Source organism: Maridesulfovibrio ferrireducens (assembly GCF_900101105.1).
Classification (GTDB): Bacteria; Desulfobacterota; Desulfovibrionia; order Desulfovibrionales; family Desulfovibrionaceae; genus Maridesulfovibrio; species Maridesulfovibrio ferrireducens.
This window is the reverse complement of the sequence record NZ_FNGA01000004.1, coordinates 171081-186629: the sequence shown is the minus strand read 5'-3', so window position 1 is coordinate 186629 and position 15549 is coordinate 171081. Positions and strand designations below refer to the sequence as shown.

The following is a 15549-nucleotide window of genomic DNA, read 5'->3' as shown; positions in this document are numbered from 1 at the left end:
TTCTGGACCCCGGCTTTCTTATGCCTAATGAAAAATCTTCACTTAAATTTTATATATTCTTACTTGCAAATCAGCTCCTAACTGCTACCATGTGAACATTGATATTTTTGCAAGTAAGGAGAGCGAAGTGAGACGTGAAATAAGTCAGATTTTTTACGGGGAACCAGTTACCGAAGGAGCCGGTGTAAAGCTTCATCGCGCTTTTGGATATTTCGAAGCATCCCTTTTTGACCCCTTCCTGATGCTGGACGACTTCCGTTCACATAACCCCGAAGATTACATCAAAGGTTTCACATGGCATCCTCACCGGGGTATCGAAACCATCACTTATATCCACAGCGGCGATGTTGAACATGACGACAGCCTCGGAAATAAAGGGATAATTTCATCCGGCAGCGTGCAGTGGATGACCGCCGGAAGCGGCATTGTTCATCAGGAAATGCCGAAGGGAGATAAAAACGGCTCAATGCTCGGATTTCAGCTGTGGGCAAACCTCCCCGCTTCCCATAAAATGATTGAGCCCTGTTATCGAGAAATTACTAAAACTGAAATTCCAGAAATTATACGCAAAAACGGAACCAAAATAAAAATTATTGCCGGTACGGTAAACGGAGTAAAAGGTCCGGCCCGCAACATTGCCATTGACCCTGAATATCTTGACTGCACCGTTCCCGCAGGACTTGAATTTGTACATCCTCTAAACAAAGAATACACCGCTTTCATTTATATAATAGAGGGACAAGGATCAGTGAATGGTTCCGTAGTGAAGAACCGAGCGCTTGTCTTGTTTGATAAAGGTGAAGAGCTTGCCGTAACTGCGGGTAAAAATGGTCTGCGATTTCTGCTTATTTCCGGCAAACCTTTAGATGAACCTATTTTCTGGCGTGGTCCTATCGTCATGAACTCCATGGAAGAATTGGAACAAGCATTCCAAGAGTATCAGGATGGAACATTTGTAAAGCACAGTTTATCAGGAGGACAGTCTAATGAATTTCAAGGATATTCTAATCAAAAGAAGAGCAATTAATTTTTTTGATCCTGACCGCGACGTAGAAGAGTCTCTTTTAAAAACGGTTATTGAAAATGCTGCCAACGCACCTTCAAGTTACAACCTCCAGCCATGGAAACTTATGGTGTTGCGGGATCATGGCAGAAAAACATCGCTTCAAGCCCTTGCCTTTAACCAGCCGAAAGTCACCGAAGCTCCGGTCATACTTATTGTTCTAGCTGACCGCGACGGATGGAAAGCAGGAAACAGCTCATTCGAGTCTGTTTTCAAAGACAATGTTGATTCAGGGAAAATGCAGCAGGAACATAAAGACAGTTTCTCAGGGACCACGCAAACCCTGTACGGACAAACCAGTGAATCTTCTCAAGCTTTTGCCAATAAAAATGCAGGATTATTCGCAATGTCGCTTATGTATTCAGCCACGGAGCAAGGACTTGAGACCCATCCTATGGATGGCTTCGATCATGACGGAGTGAAAAAAGAATTCAATATACCTGACAATTACTGGATTCCTATGCTCATTGCAGTCGGCTATTTAAAGCCGGGCGTTAAAGTTCATCCCAAAGCATGGCGACAATCTTACGAAGAAATGATCCTTAAATAAGGATATACGCTCCTGCCAACGGCTTTAATATCAAGATGGAAGGTATGCGGGATCAACCCCCTGCCGTTTCCCGAAACTTTCCGCCGTTCACCGAAAATGGGATGCACAGGTGTTTTATCTGTGCTTTAATCCATAAATAGAAAGACACTCACCGCAGAAAGTGAGTGCACACAGACAGACAGAAAAGGGTTCGACGACAACAGGAAATTTGAATCAGGAACAAGATACTGACCAAAGTATCTTCCGAAAATTCCAACACCGGGGGCAAAAGAAAATGGGTAAACAAAAAACAATGAACCGATGGTTTCCAGTTCTGGGGGCAATTCTTATCCAGCTTGCTCTCGGAGCAATCTATGCGTGGTCGGTATTCACACCATCACTTGTTGCGGCAGGTTGGACAAAAATTCAAACTCAGATTGTTTTTTCAGTCGGCCTTGTAACCTTTGCCCTTTCAATGGTCTGGGCCGGTAAAAAACTTGCCGTATGGGGGCCCAGAAAACTTGCAATGCTCAGCGGGATTGTACTCGGAGCAGGTTATGCCCTTGCAGGATTTTTCGGCGGAACTAACTTCACGGCTCTCTGTCTCTTTATCGGTGTTATCGGCGGAGCAGGAATCGGACTCGGCTATGTTGTTCCTATCGCAGTAGGCATGCGCTGGTTTCCTGATAAAAAAGGGTTCATCACAGGACTTGCTGTTGCAGGTTTCGGATTCGGCGCAATGGCATGGGTAAAACTTGCCGGAGCATGGGGATCCCTTATTGCCGACTTCGGACTTTCCACAACTTTTTCTATCTATGGATTAGTCTTTTTCGCAATGATCGCACTCGGTGGAACATGGATGGTTTTCCCTCCTGAAGGCTGGCTCCCTGAAGGATATAATCCCGAAGTGACGTCTTCCGGCAAAGCAGCTAAAAAAGAGGAAAATTTCTCGTTCTCCGAAATGCTCAAAACTCCTCAATTTTTACTCATTTTCATAACCTTTACCTTCAGTGCGGCAGCAGGACTCATGTCCATCGGACTTATGAAACTTTATCCTATGGAAGCTCTTCAGGCACAGGGACTTTCCGCCGCTGAATCAAGCGCTATAGCAGGAACAGCAATGGCCGTGTTCTTCAGCCTTTCCAACGGACTCGGAAGAATTGCATGGGGAACTGCAAGTGATAAACTCGGGCGTAAAATGTCCATACTTTTGATGACAGCGATTCAGGGACTCACCCTGTTAGCCTTCACCAGTATGGCCGGGCACGAATACCTGCTCTACCTCGGCGCGACCATTATCGGATTTAACTTCGGCGGAAACTTTGCCCTGTTCCCGACTATGACAGCTGACACTTTCGGTACCAAAAACGTAGGTCAGAACTATCCTTATATTTTCCTCGCCTACGGAGTCGGAGGAATGTTCGGCCCGATGCTCGGCGGAAAACTGGGAGATCTCGGAAACTTCCCGATGGCTTTCACAATCTGTGGAGTCTGCTGTCTCATCGGCGCTGTTGCAATCTCACTGGTAAAACAGCCACAAAAAAACTGTGAAATGACTGAACCGGAATTCGCTGATTAAAAACTAAAAAGAATGGTCTCACATTTCCCGAGAACCCTTCAGCGTAAAAAACAAATAAATCCTCCAGTTAATTTATGTAACTGGAGGATTTATTCATTAAAAAGCCGACAAATATCTTTATAAAGAGGACTCTCATTTTTTAACCAGCCTTAGCTTGACAGGTCTCTGCTCAGTCACTAATTCTTTCATGTTACAGCAATGCGCAATTTTAGAAACCGGAACAACCCTTTTTTTCCGGTCTTTTTTATAATGATAATTAATTCTAAGGAGAGTTTCTATGGCTTATAATGTAAAGCTTTTTAAAATGGTTAATGGCGATATGGTTATCGGAAAATGGGATGCTGAAAAAAATCTTATTACTGATCCTGCAGTTCTTCAGACTGTTCCTGCCGAACAGGGTGTGCAAATGATGATTCTGCCTTTCGGATATCCTTTTGATAATGAAATTGAAGGCGAAATCGACGGCAAGCACATTATGTATGAATACAAAAACTGCCCTGAAGATGTATCCACTAAATATCTTGAAGCTGCCAGCAAACTGACTCTTTCTTCAGGCGGCCTTGGTGGCAATTTAGGTGGTGGTATGAGAGGCGGCAACGTTTCCAATATTTCTGAACTTCTCAAGAAATAATTCAGACGGGGAGCTTTTTGTTAAGCTCCCCGCTTTAAACTTCCCGCGACATCTCTCCTGTGGTATATTTCCGGCTCTGTCTTTCACGCAATGTCGCGTATAAATCTTTTTTTTACAGGCAATACATTTGAAAAAGCTACTCCCCCTCCTGACACGGCCCACACGTTACCTCGGCTCTGAATGGGGCACCGTTCACAAAGACCCGGCTTCTGTTAAAGCTCATATAGCTCTCGGATTTCCAGATCTATACGAAATAGGGATGTCATATCTCGGACAGAAAATTCTTTATGAAATTGTGAACAAAAATCCCGATTTCTACGCTGAGCGTGCTTACGTGCCATGTGAAGAAACCGCCGGAATAATGCGTGAACACGGCGAATTGCTGTGTACCATGGAAAGCGACACTCCGCTCAAAGACATTGACGCGGTCGGGGTAAGCCTTACGCATGAGCTATGCTATACAAATGTACTTTATATGCTCGACCTTGCCGGAATTCCGCTTAAAACTGCGGATCGGGGTGAAGACTGCCCGCTTATTATTGCCGGTGGAGGTGCTTGTTTCAACGCCGAACCTATGGCGGATTTTCTCGACGTAATGATGCTCGGCGATGGCGAAGAATCAATCATACGAGTCCTTGAAACCATTGCCGATTGTAAAGAAAAAAATCTTTGCCGGGCTGACAAGCTGACAGCATTGTCTAAACTTCCGGGCATTTATATCCCATCCTTTTTTGACCCTGAAAATCCCGGTGATTTTTGTGTAGAAAAAGCTATTGTCGACGACCTTAACCCGATTGATTTCCCCAAAGATCAGGTCCTTCCATATGGTAACGTCATACACGACAGGCTGACTCTTGAAATTGCCAGAGGTTGCACCAGAGGTTGTCGATTCTGTCAGGCGGGTATTATTTACCGTCCGGTAAGAGAACGTACACCGGAAATTCTGAACAAGACATTGATGCAGGGGCTTGAGGAAACCGGTTACGAAGAAACTTCGTTACTATCGCTAAGCACCGGCGACTACTCCGCACTTGATGCTTTTTTTGCAAAAAGTTTCGACCACTGCGCTGCTGAACAAATTTCCATTTCACTGCCCTCTCTGCGTGTCGGCTCGCTTTCCGAACCGATCATGGAGCGGATTGCGACCATCAGACGGACCGGAGCGACTCTCGCCCCTGAGGCCGGAAGTCAGCGTTTACGGGATGTCATCAACAAAGGTATTACCGAACAGGGACTGTTGGATCATTCACGGATGCTCTTCGAAAACGGATGGCAGAGCATCAAACTTTATTTCATGATCGGCCTGCCCACCGAAACATTCGAAGACCTTGACGCAATCCTCGACCTTTGCCTCAAAGTCCGCGACATTGCCGGGCCGCATGTCAAACTCATGCAAATCTCAGCAGCTATTTCACCGTTTGTGCCCAAACCGCAAACTCCTTTTCAGTGGGAACGCCAAATATCACTAGAGGAAATTAATGAAAGACTTGATTACCTACGCGAAAAATTCAGTAAATATAAACGCATCAAACTAAAATTCCATATTCCTCGCATGAGCTTCCTTGAAGGAATTTTTTCACGCGGAGATCGTCGTCTAGGCCCGGTTATTCAAAAAGCATACGAACGCGGTGCTCTTTTTTCAAGCTGGAAGGATCATCTGGATTTAAAACCATACCTTGAAGCGATGGAAGAAGAAGGTCTCACCCCCGAAGAATTCCTTGCAGAAATTCCGGTTGATAAAAGACTCCCATGGGATCACCTTTCATGCGGTGTCAGCAAAAAGTTTTTACTGACTGAAAGAGAACGCGGATTTAAAGGGAAAATTACCGGAGACTGCCGTTACGAAGAATGTCATAATTGCGGTGTCTGTGAATTTGACGGGCGTAAATCGCTTTTAAAAGTTCAAGCCGCAGAAAAAGATATCCGCCCGAAAATGGTCTTCACTCAAAGAGATCAGGCAAATAAGGATGTTCAACCCTTTGTTCAGAAAGAAAAACCGGACCTTGGTCTAAAAGGCAGTCACTTTCGCATCTGGTACACAAAAACCGGAACGACAGCCTATTTAAGCCAGCTTGACCTGCAACCTGTTTTTGAACGGGCCATACGTAGAGCCAAACTCCCGCTGACCTTCTCTCAAGGGTTTCACCCTATGCCGCGCATTTCTTTCGGGCGCGCCCTGCCTGTAGCCGTAGAAAGTCAGGCTGAGTGGATGAATGTAATGTTCCGCACCGAACTTACTGATGAAGAGTTGGTTGAAAAGCTGAATAAACAAATGCCCATCGGCATTGTGATAACTAAAGCTGCCAAGCTTTCTCTTGCCCATAAGCAAAGCCAGCCGCAAATTGAAGACTTTCTACTATCTTTCAATGGTGACAACGAAGAAACAGCTCAGCGCGTGGCAAAATGGCGGGAATTCATGGAATCTGAAGAATACATCATCTCGCATAAATCCAAAAAAGGATTTAAAGAGAAAAATGCCAGACCATGTCTCAGCAGCTACGAAGAACTGGGTAACAATAAAATAAAAATGACTTTTGACTGGACCGATCTTTACATCAGCCCGACCAAAATCATTGCAGCAGTTTGTCCCGGAACAACTTTGCTGGACTACTCACTGATGAAAACAGATCAACGATTCGAATAAATCACCAATAATACTAAACAAAAAAGGGCTGCATTTCATAACATGAAATGCAGCCCTTTTTTATTACTTAACGAAAAAATAACTACCATTCAAAAAATGGTTCACCATCTTTTGTAATATTTAAACTGATTATTTTATACGCATCGCGCTGGCTGTCATTTGCCCTTTTAATATTAATAATGATTGGAACTTCCCCTATTGCCAGAAGTTTAAATTCAAACCGCCAGCGTCCGAAATCTCCCACCATGCCTGATTCAGGTTTTAAAATCTGAAATTTTTCAAGATTTACCAATTTAGGATCAAACGTAATTCCGTCAAACTGATATCCGCCTGAACCGGGATTCCTCATTTCAAAAACAACGGAGTCCCCCGGCATCATGATCAGCGATAAATCGTGCACACCGTCAAGATCATACTCCGGGACAGAAGACGCAAACGGATTAAGATACGCGCACCCTCCTAAACCGAAAAGAAGCAAGACACATATAGCTAAAATTGAAGCCTTATTCTTAGCATCAACGTGCAACAAACATTGACATTTTTTAAGAGATTTATTGAAATTAAAGAATAAATTATTTTTCATAAGTGATTTCAAGAGGTTAAAGATTTGAGAAAAAACTGATTCAAGTGTAATACTACGGGATACATACGGCAAGGGGAAGCCGTATAATTGAATTGTTTTCTCCATTATTTTACTGTTTCGATGTGGCCTTTTTTCGAGCATCGTTCGTAAAAAGGATACCTGTTTTTATTACAGATTTTACCCTTTCAAGGAGTGTGAGGATGAAACGTTCATTAGTATTTCTGGCGCTTGTCGCCATTCTGGCTCTCGGCCTAATCGGCTGTAGTTCAGATAAAAAGGAAGAAGCTACAGCTAAACAGGAAACAGCTGAAAGCGCAACCGTCGGTAAAACCCTGAAACTTGCCATGGATGCCGACCCGGTATCTCTTGACCCTCAGGTTCAGCTTTCCGGCGGAATGATGCAGTACGCTCACATGGTTTACGATCCTCTCGTTCGCTGGGCAAAAGACGGTTCATTTGAACCCCGCCTTGCTGAATCTTGGGAACAGATCGATCCAACCACAATGCGTTTCCATCTTCGTAAAGACGTAAAATTTCACAGCGGCAACCCACTTACAGCTACAGATGTTGTATGGACACTTGACCGCATCAAAACCAGCCCTGACTTCAAAGGACTCTTTGAGCCTTTCGGACAGGCTGTTGCTGTTGACGACTATACTGTAGATGTCGTCACTAAGAAGCCTTACGGGTTGCTCCTGAATATGGCTACTTACATTTTCCCTATGGACAGCAAGTTCTACACAGGTAAAGACGAAAGCGGAAAAGACAAAGCTGCCATCGTAAAAACCGGCCCTTCCTTTGCAAACTCCAACGAGTCCGGCACCGGTAAATACATTGTTGCTGAACGTGAACAGGGTGTTCGCACTGTTTTCAAAGCTTTCCCTCAGTACTGGGACAAAAACTCCGGTAACGCTGAAACCATCATCCTTACTCCGATTAAGAACGACGCTACCCGTGTAGCAGCTCTTCTTTCCGGCGATGTTGACTTCATCATGCCTGTTCCTCCTCAGGACCTTGAACGTATCGGCAGCACTGAAGGTCTTGACCTCGTGACCATGTCCGGTTCACGTATCATTACTTTCCAGCTCAACCAGAAACGCTTCGAACCTTTCAAGAATCTTAAAGTTCGTCAGGCTATCTGCTACGCAACCGATAACTCCGGTATCGTAGAAAAAGTAATGAAAGGATTCGCAACAGTTGCATCTCAGCAGGGTCCAAAAGAATTCGCAAGCTACAACGCAGAACTTACTCCTCGTTACGACCTTGAAAAAGCAAAACAGCTTATGAAAGAAGCTGGATACGCTGACGGTTTTGCATGCACCATGATCGCACCTAACAACCGTTATGTTAATGATGAAAAAATTGCTGAAGCTTTCGTTTCCATGCTCGGTAAAATCGGCATCAAAGTAAGCCTCAAGACTATGCCTAAAGCACAGTACTGGGATCAGTTTGACGCACAGGTTGCTGACATTGAAATGATCGGCTGGCATCCTGATACCGAAGATTCTGCTAACTACACAGAATTCCTTCTTATGTGCCCTAACAAGGAAACAGGATACGGTCAGTACAACAGCGGTAACTACTGCAACCCAGAAGTTGACGCTATGACCATCCAGACTCAGACTGAAACAGACACTGCAAAACGTAGCGCTCTTCTTCAGAAAATTGAAAAAGCACTTTATGACGACGCAGCATTCGTTCCTTTACACTGGCAGAACCTTTCATGGGCCAGCAAGAACAACATGAATACTGAAGCAATCGTAAACGTTCAGAACTTCCCTTACTTCGGTGACCTTGTTATCAAGTAACCGTACTCACAACCTAATACAAAAAACAGAGGGGAGCCCCGTAAAGGAGCTCCCCTTTGAAATGAAGTGCCTATGTTTGCTTTTATAGTCAGAAGAATCGCACAGGCGATAATAGTTATGCTGGTTATCGGATTTATCGGCTTTGCCATCAAGCAAAGCTTCGGTGATCCGATCAGAGAAATTACCGGAATCTCGGTTTCCGTAGCAGAACGTACCAAAATCAGAGATGAACTCGGACTTAATGATCCCTTTATGGTTCAGTTCGGCAGATTTATCAAAGGGGCTGCCCATGGAGACATTGGCAGATCTTTTTTCTATAAAAAATCTGCACTTGAAGTCATCCTCAGCAAAGCTCCGGCTACGCTGGAGCTGGTTTTCTGTTCTGCTATAATCATTGTACTTTTTTCTATACCTCTTGGTATCTATTCAGCCATCAAGCCGAGATCTATACTCTCGCGAATTATCATGGGCGGTTCGACTCTAGGGGTTTCTATCCCTGTATTCCTAACCGCCATTTTGATGATTTACATTTTTTCGGTTGAATTACACTGGCTACCCTCGTTCGGACGAGGTGAGACAATAAATATTGGCGGTTGGCGGACAGGCCTCCTGACACTGGACGGCCTCAAGCATTTGATTATGCCATCAATTGCCTTGTCCTCAATTATGCTGCCCCTGTTTATCCGTCTTATCCGCTCTGAGATGATGGAAGTTCTTGAGAACGACTACATCAAATACGCATGGGCAAAAGGACTTAGTCCGCGCCGGGTATGGATTGTTCACGCTTTTAAGAACACACTGCTTCCGGTTATCACCGTCGGCGGCGTACAGCTTGGAACCATGATCGCATTCACCATCCTGACTGAAACAGTTTTTCAGTGGCAGGGCATGGGCTTCATGTTCATTGAAGCTGTAGAACGCGGCGATGCTCCGCTTATGGTAGCCTATCTGGTAGTTGTCGGATTTATATTTGTTATTGTTAACACTCTGGTTGACGTCATTTACGGACTGGTCAACCCACAAGTCAGAATTACGGGGCAAAAATGATAACCAGAACTCGCTGGCAGAGATTCAAAGAATCATATTTTCTGCATGACTTCCTGCGCGACCCCGTTGCTCTTACAAGCTTCTGTATTTTGGTCGTGTGTTTAATTTTAGGTTTTGCGGCACCGCTTATTGCTCCTTTTAACCCATATGATTCCGTAAACATCAATATTATGGATGCGGAAATTCCTCCTTCATGGCTTGCCGGGGGACATGCGGATTTCCTGCTTGGTACTGACGGACAGGGAAGAGATTTATTCTCCACCATGCTTTACGGCATGCGGGTGTCTCTGATCATCGGTTTCGGAGCGGTTGCACTTCAGGCTTTTCTAGGAATCCTGGTCGGTCTGGTTGCCGGATTCATGGGCAAGAAAACAGAATCAATCTTAATGCGTATTGCAGATGTCCAGCTATCATTCTCCACTTACATGGTAGCGATCTTTATTTCTGCAATCTTTCAGGCAGCCTTCGGTTTGGCAAAATATGAAGAAATTGCTGTGCCGCTCCTTATTCTGATCATCGGATTTGCGGAATGGCCTCAGTATGCACGCACAGTCCGTGCTTCCGTGCTGGCTGAAAAGAAAAAAGAATACGTTGAAGCAGCTAAAGTCATCGGTCTTTCAAAAAGGCGTATTATGTGGAGACATATTCTCCCTAACACCCTTTCACCGGTATTCGTTATTTCCACCATTCAAGTTGCAAATGCCATCATGAGTGAAGCTGCACTTTCCTTCGTAGGACTGGGCATGCCCGTTACACAGCCCTCTCTTGGATCGCTGATTAATGTGGGATTTGAGTATATATTCAGCGGATCGTGGTGGATTACCATGTTCCCCGGAATTACACTTGTAGTTCTGATTCTGGTCATCAACCTGCTTGGCGACTGGCTACGCGATTTCCTGAACCCCAAGCTGTATAAGGGATAGACCATGCAACATCTACTCGAAGTAAAAGACTTAAGCGTAGGCTTCGCTTTGCGGAACGGCTCTCTAACGGCTGTACGCAATGTAAGTTTTAATCTGGATAAAGGTGAAAGACTCGGACTGGTCGGAGAATCCGGAGCAGGTAAATCCGTTACCGGTTTTTCGATCATTAATCTGATATCAAAACCGGGATATATCTCAAACGGATCAATCCTGTTTGAAGGTAAAAATCTAGCGGAACTGCCCAGCGAAGAAATGCGCAAAATTCGCGGCAACAGAATCTCAATGATCTTTCAGGACCCGATGATGACCCTTAATCCGGTTCTGACCATCGGCACCCAGATGATCGAAACTGTGTTAGCCCACATGAATGTATCCCGCAAAGAAGCAGAAGAGATTGCTCTTGAAAAGCTTAGAAAGGTCTACATTCCTTCTCCGCGCAAAAGACTTGCTCAGTATCCGCATGAATTCTCCGGAGGCATGCGTCAACGTATTGTAATCGCCATTTCGCTTTTGACGGAACCGTCCCTGATTATTGCGGATGAGCCTACAACAGCCCTTGATGTTACCATTCAGGCTGAAATCATGGATCTTCTCCTTGAGCTTTGCCAATCGGATGATATGGCTCTTATCCTGATCACACACGATCTTGCTGTTGTCTCAGAAGTGACACAAAGAATAGCGGTTATGTACGCAGGGAGCATTGTTGAAACAGGCCTCACCGGTCAGGTAACAACAAATCCCGGTCATCCTTATACAAAAGGACTGATCGCCGCACTGCCGCAAAGCGGAGGAGCCGGTGACAGACTGACTCAGATTCCCGGAGCCATGCCTTCTTTGGTGAACATGCCGTCCGGTTGTCCGTTTCATGCAAGGTGCAGCCTCTGTACAGATATTTGTGAACGTGAAGTCCCGAAACTTATCGAAAATAAATCCGGTATTCTGGTGGCCTGCCACCATGCCGATAAATAATAGAGACTCGTCATGCAGACTGACTCCCTCGTAGAAGTAAAAAATCTGGTTAAGCACTTCGACATTTCAGGTGGATTGCTTGATCAGTTATCATTGGAAAAAGGACGCATCACGCGCCGCCATACTATTGTTCAGGCTGTAAATGACATCAGCTTTGCAATAAAAAAAGGTGAAACCCTTAGTGTTGTAGGCGAATCAGGATGTGGTAAATCCACACTCGCAAGAACAGTTATGGGGCTCTACCCTCCTAACAGCGGTGAAATCTATTATGATGGACAGCGTATTGACCAGCTGTCATCCTCTCAAATGCTCCCGTTCCGTACGAAAATGCAGATGGTTTTTCAGGACCCTTATGCGTCGCTGAATCCACGTATGACAGTTCGGCAGATAATTGAAGAACCGATCTACTTTCACAATAAGGGAATCTCACGCGGCGAAGCTAAAGACCACCTTCACAGGGTGATGCGTAGCGTTGGCATGGACCCGGAGTGGGTTAATAATTATCCGCATGAATTTTCAGGTGGACAAAGACAGCGCATAAGCATTGCACGCGCACTGGCTGTAGACCCTGAATTTATCGTGGCAGATGAACCCATCGCCGCACTTGATGTATCCATTCAGGCCCAAGTTCTAAACCTGCTGATGGACGCACAGGAAGAACGCAACTTAACCTATCTGTTCATCAGCCATGACCTTTCAGTTGTAGAGCATATCAGCACCAGAGTGGCAGTTATGTATCTCGGCTGTTTATGCGAACTTGCTCCTGCAAAAGATCTATTTTCATCGCCTAAGCATCCGTATACACAAGCTCTTCTCTCAGCGATACCGACCCTTGGCGGAAAACGTAAAAAGCATATTCACCTCTCTGGAGATGTGCCTACTCCTATTAATCTGCCTACAGGTTGCGTATTCAACGGTAGATGCCCTCATGCAAATGACCGTTGCCGAGAAGAAAGACCTCAAGCTATTCAAGTAGAAAACGAAGGATTAGTTGTTTGTCATGCCTTTGAAGAAGGAAGATTATAACATTCTAATCGACATAATTATTAAACATGCTTATATTACGTTGGATTTCAACCGTTTTTGATTTTTGTTAGCCAAAATCAAAAATGGTTATTATCCGACGTCCTTCTCTCTTTTGAAATAATCGTTTAAAAGAAATGACAACCTGATCGTGGACAACGGTCCCTGCTGAAACACATTTTTCATTCAAAAATAATATATTTGTATGAGAAATCAGAGGTAATCTTTTCGCGCGACATGAAATCGTATATTATATTTAATCTCATGAGTTAAAATCACTGGTTCATTCTTTGGAGAAAGAATCTATGGCTGAAATAAATCAAGTGCTTGGAGTTTTCTCAAAAAGAACTCAAGAAAAGACTGGAGCGGGTACAACCCTCCAAAAAGCCGAGCACAAAACCTACTACTACGTTACCCGCACCGAAGTTGATGAGTATCAGGTTCAACCGTTAAATCAACAACACATCCCTTCGGGTATTGTAACCACTTTAACTAAAAGACAATTTCTTACAACATTCAGTCCTGAAATGGACTATTACGATAAAAAGACTCTCCCTGCCCTAAGATCTCTACAAACTAAAATTTTAAAGGGAGAAGAACTGTTTGCCGGTGGGAACCTTGACGAAGCGGAACAATCTTTCGCAAAGGCACTCCTGCTGGACCCAGATAATCCAAAGGCCAATCTAGGAATGGGCTCGGTACTATGCAGCAAACAAAATTTTGAAAAGCTTTCTAAAATAGTTAATAAGCTCTTAAATATTGATACAATTTTCTTAGAATCTCAAAGACAAGAATTTAATGTTTTTGCCATATCACTACGCAAGCAGGCACTTTTTGATGAATCGATTAATTTCTACAATAAGGCATTAGAAATTAACAAAAAAGATGAAAATCTGCATTTCAACGTCGCAAGATCTTATTTTGATGCAGGAAAGACTGATGAAGCTCTAAAGCATATTGACAAGGCGTTAGCCCTTAAGCCCAATTTAGAATGGGCACATAAATTTAAAAAATATATAATCAAGCAGATAAAACAATGATGAGCCAAAGCGCGAAACTCAAAGCAGCATGCACCCCTGGATTGCGAGTTGCTATTGAACTGGGAGGTCTTAACGACAAAGCTCCTTCCATTGTTCTTGGAGGATATCCATCCAAGTATGTTCTTCTCAAAGAACCTATGGTTCACCCTAATGACAAAGCTATCTGGTCTGAATATCTATACCCCGGCAATGAAGCCACTGTCCGATATATTTTTGAAGGAGTCGCGTCAGGATTTAAAACCAGCATCATCAAACTGATCAACTCTCCAGATAAAATTCTTTTCTTAAAATATCCTAAGCGGGTAGAAACATACAATCTCAGAAGGCATAAAAGAATCAACTGCTTCCTTGAAGCAGAAGTAATGATCGGCAAACAAAAAACACTGGCAATTGTTGAAGACCTCAGCAGCAGCGGATGCGGAATTACCTATCTGAAAGATGAGAGCTCAATTTTTCCAGAAATAGGTGATAATGTTAAGATTTTTTGCCCATACTTTATAGAAGACAATAACGGGTTTATCCCCTGCAAAGTTCAAAGAGCGACAAAAGATACCCGTAAAATAGCACTGGGGTTAACATTTGATAAACCTTCGCCTGAAATTCTTATAAAAATTCAGGATTACGTTGCAACTGTACTTCAACATTCAACTTAAGCCACAACTACCATCTCAAAACATAAAGCCCAATCCTGCGAACCATTCTTACACTCTCAGATTTGATCTTTTCTTTTTACCGTAAGTCCCAAATCCCTGAGCATTGTAAGATCATTTTCAATTCCCTGACCGGAAACAGTTAAAAAATCTCCGACCATAAGACCGTTACACCCTGCATGAAATATAAATGATTGCAGAGAACGCAAAGCCCCGCGACCGGCAGCCATTCTCACTTCTGAATGCGGATTTACGAGACGGAACATGGCGATGGTCAGCAAAATTTCAAGAGGCTCAAGCTGTGGGCGGTCTTCCATGGGAGTACCGGGAATAGGGACTAAAAAATTAAGTGGAATCGAATTAACTTTTTCAGCAGCAATAGCCAAAGCAAGCTCGACTCTCTGCTCAAAGCTCTCACCAAGTCCTAAAAGTCCACCACAACACACTTCAAGTCCTGCTTTTTTTGCATCACGCACCGTTCTGATTCTTTCAGCGTAAGAATGAGTGGTGCATACTGAAGGGAAAAAACTTTCTGAAGTCTCAAGATTATGATGGTAGCGAGTTACCCCTGAATCTTTAAGTTTTTTTAAAGATTCAAAACTGAGACAACCAAGAGAAGCGCAATGCTTGGAGAAATCCTTTGACGGGTCCATTCCCGCAACAGCTTCGCAAACTCGTCCCAAAGACTTCCCTTCAAGAGCTCTGCCGCTAGTTACATAACTAAAATATTCAACAGGAGCCTGCCCGCCTTTCTCCGCGCACTCTCTAATTTCATCTACAGACATCAACGGATATTTCGGAGCTGGTACACCCTTAAAATGACTGGATTGAGCACAGAAAGAACAGTCTTCCGAACAGTTTCCGCTACGCACATTCGCTATGGAACATAAACTGACTTCCCGCCCGAAACGCAAAGAAGTAACATGATGCGCAGCGTGAAGAATCTCTGCAAGTTCACCATGCGAAGCTCTGAGTATTGCAATAGCGATATGCTTATCAACTGCTTTACCGGCACGAACACAGTCCCACAAAATTTGTTTTTCCTGTCTGTCCATCGATA

The 15549-nt window shown here is 44.0% G+C and carries 14 protein-coding genes; 12 read left to right on the top strand and 2 right to left on the bottom strand.

What is annotated here, in order from left to right:
- Positions 1-127 precede the first annotated feature (127 nt).
- The 5 genes from BLT41_RS13370 to BLT41_RS13350 all read left to right on the top strand — a co-directional run bounded on the left by BLT41_RS13370 (position 128) and on the right by BLT41_RS13350 (position 6446).
- On the top strand, positions 128-1027 hold the full coding sequence (locus tag BLT41_RS13370; protein WP_092161981.1) for a pirin family protein: 900 nt from the start codon (positions 128-130) through the stop codon (positions 1025-1027).
- Complete coding sequence (locus BLT41_RS13365; protein ID WP_092161978.1) at positions 987-1613, top strand: nitroreductase family protein; 627 nt, start codon at positions 987-989, stop codon at positions 1611-1613. The genes BLT41_RS13370 and BLT41_RS13365 overlap by 41 nt, the downstream gene beginning before the upstream one ends.
- A 274-nt stretch (positions 1614-1887) precedes the next feature.
- On the top strand, positions 1888-3171 hold the full coding sequence (locus tag BLT41_RS13360) for an L-lactate MFS transporter (RefSeq protein ID WP_092161974.1): 1284 nt from the start codon (positions 1888-1890) through the stop codon (positions 3169-3171).
- 277 nt (positions 3172-3448) lie between these two features.
- A complete protein-coding gene (locus BLT41_RS13355; protein ID WP_092161971.1) occupies positions 3449-3802 on the top strand; it encodes a hypothetical protein in 354 nt (117 codons plus the stop codon).
- A gap of 127 nt (positions 3803-3929) precedes the next feature.
- Positions 3930-6446: a TIGR03960 family B12-binding radical SAM protein gene (locus tag BLT41_RS13350; RefSeq protein WP_092161970.1), complete on the top strand. Its 2517-nt coding sequence runs from the start codon at positions 3930-3932 to the stop codon at positions 6444-6446.
- Between the two features lie 82 nt (positions 6447-6528).
- Here BLT41_RS13350 and BLT41_RS13345 read toward each other — a convergent pair whose 3' ends face one another.
- Positions 6529-7029, bottom strand: a complete 501-nt coding sequence (locus BLT41_RS13345; RefSeq protein ID WP_139167358.1) for a hypothetical protein — start codon at positions 7027-7029, stop codon at positions 6529-6531.
- Between the two features lie 200 nt (positions 7030-7229).
- Between BLT41_RS13345 and BLT41_RS13340 the strand changes: the two genes are divergently transcribed.
- The 7 genes from BLT41_RS13340 (at position 7230) to BLT41_RS13310 (ending at position 14492) form a co-directional block, all read left to right on the top strand.
- The gene (locus BLT41_RS13340) at positions 7230-8837 is read left to right on the top strand and encodes an ABC transporter substrate-binding protein (protein ID WP_092161968.1); all 1608 of its coding nucleotides are present in this window, start codon (positions 7230-7232) and stop codon (positions 8835-8837) included.
- 72 nt (positions 8838-8909) lie between these two features.
- On the top strand, positions 8910-9884 hold the full coding sequence (locus tag BLT41_RS13335) for an ABC transporter permease (protein ID WP_092161967.1): 975 nt from the start codon (positions 8910-8912) through the stop codon (positions 9882-9884).
- A complete protein-coding gene (locus BLT41_RS13330) occupies positions 9881-10807 on the top strand; it encodes an ABC transporter permease (protein ID WP_092161966.1) in 927 nt (308 codons plus the stop codon). Before BLT41_RS13335 ends, BLT41_RS13330 begins: the two co-directional genes overlap by 4 nt.
- Before the next feature lie 3 nt (positions 10808-10810).
- Positions 10811-11776, top strand: coding sequence for an ABC transporter ATP-binding protein (locus tag BLT41_RS13325; protein ID WP_092161964.1), 966 nt, complete (start codon positions 10811-10813; stop codon positions 11774-11776).
- 12 nt (positions 11777-11788) lie between these two features.
- Positions 11789-12802, top strand: coding sequence for an ABC transporter ATP-binding protein (locus BLT41_RS13320; RefSeq protein WP_092161963.1), 1014 nt, complete (start codon positions 11789-11791; stop codon positions 12800-12802).
- A gap of 302 nt (positions 12803-13104) precedes the next feature.
- Positions 13105-13839 carry a tetratricopeptide repeat protein gene (locus BLT41_RS13315; RefSeq protein WP_092161962.1) on the top strand — a complete coding sequence of 245 codons (735 nt, stop codon included), beginning with the start codon at positions 13105-13107 and terminating at the stop codon, positions 13837-13839.
- Positions 13836-14492, top strand: a complete 657-nt coding sequence (locus BLT41_RS13310; RefSeq protein WP_092161961.1) for a flagellar brake protein — start codon at positions 13836-13838, stop codon at positions 14490-14492. Before BLT41_RS13315 ends, BLT41_RS13310 begins: the two co-directional genes overlap by 4 nt.
- Positions 14493-14548: 56 nt before the next feature.
- On the opposite strand, the gene bioB is transcribed toward BLT41_RS13310, so the two are convergent.
- Entirely contained in the window at positions 14549-15544 is a 996-nt protein-coding gene (gene bioB / locus BLT41_RS13305) for a biotin synthase BioB (RefSeq protein WP_092161960.1), read from the bottom strand.
- Between the last annotated feature and the right edge of the window lie 5 nt (positions 15545-15549).

Coding starts and splice junctions, on each gene's coding strand:
- BLT41_RS13315 (WP_092161962.1), top strand. CDS start 13,105: ATGGCTGAAATAAATCAAGTGCTTGGAGTTTTCTCAAAAAGAACTCAA.
- bioB (WP_092161960.1), bottom strand. CDS start 15,544: ATGGACAGACAGGAAAAACAAATTTTGTGGGACTGTGTTCGTGCCGGT.
- BLT41_RS13330 (WP_092161966.1), top strand. CDS start 9,881: ATGATAACCAGAACTCGCTGGCAGAGATTCAAAGAATCATATTTTCTG.
- BLT41_RS13365 (WP_092161978.1), top strand. CDS start 987: ATGAATTTCAAGGATATTCTAATCAAAAGAAGAGCAATTAATTTTTTT.
- BLT41_RS13320 (WP_092161963.1), top strand. CDS start 11,789: ATGCAGACTGACTCCCTCGTAGAAGTAAAAAATCTGGTTAAGCACTTC.
- BLT41_RS13310 (WP_092161961.1), top strand. CDS start 13,836: ATGATGAGCCAAAGCGCGAAACTCAAAGCAGCATGCACCCCTGGATTG.
- BLT41_RS13325 (WP_092161964.1), top strand. CDS start 10,811: ATGCAACATCTACTCGAAGTAAAAGACTTAAGCGTAGGCTTCGCTTTG.
- BLT41_RS13345 (WP_139167358.1), bottom strand. CDS start 7,029: ATGAAAAATAATTTATTCTTTAATTTCAATAAATCTCTTAAAAAATGT.
- BLT41_RS13355 (WP_092161971.1), top strand. CDS start 3,449: ATGGCTTATAATGTAAAGCTTTTTAAAATGGTTAATGGCGATATGGTT.
- BLT41_RS13360 (WP_092161974.1), top strand. CDS start 1,888: ATGGGTAAACAAAAAACAATGAACCGATGGTTTCCAGTTCTGGGGGCA.
- BLT41_RS13340 (WP_092161968.1), top strand. CDS start 7,230: ATGAAACGTTCATTAGTATTTCTGGCGCTTGTCGCCATTCTGGCTCTC.
- BLT41_RS13335 (WP_092161967.1), top strand. CDS start 8,910: ATGTTTGCTTTTATAGTCAGAAGAATCGCACAGGCGATAATAGTTATG.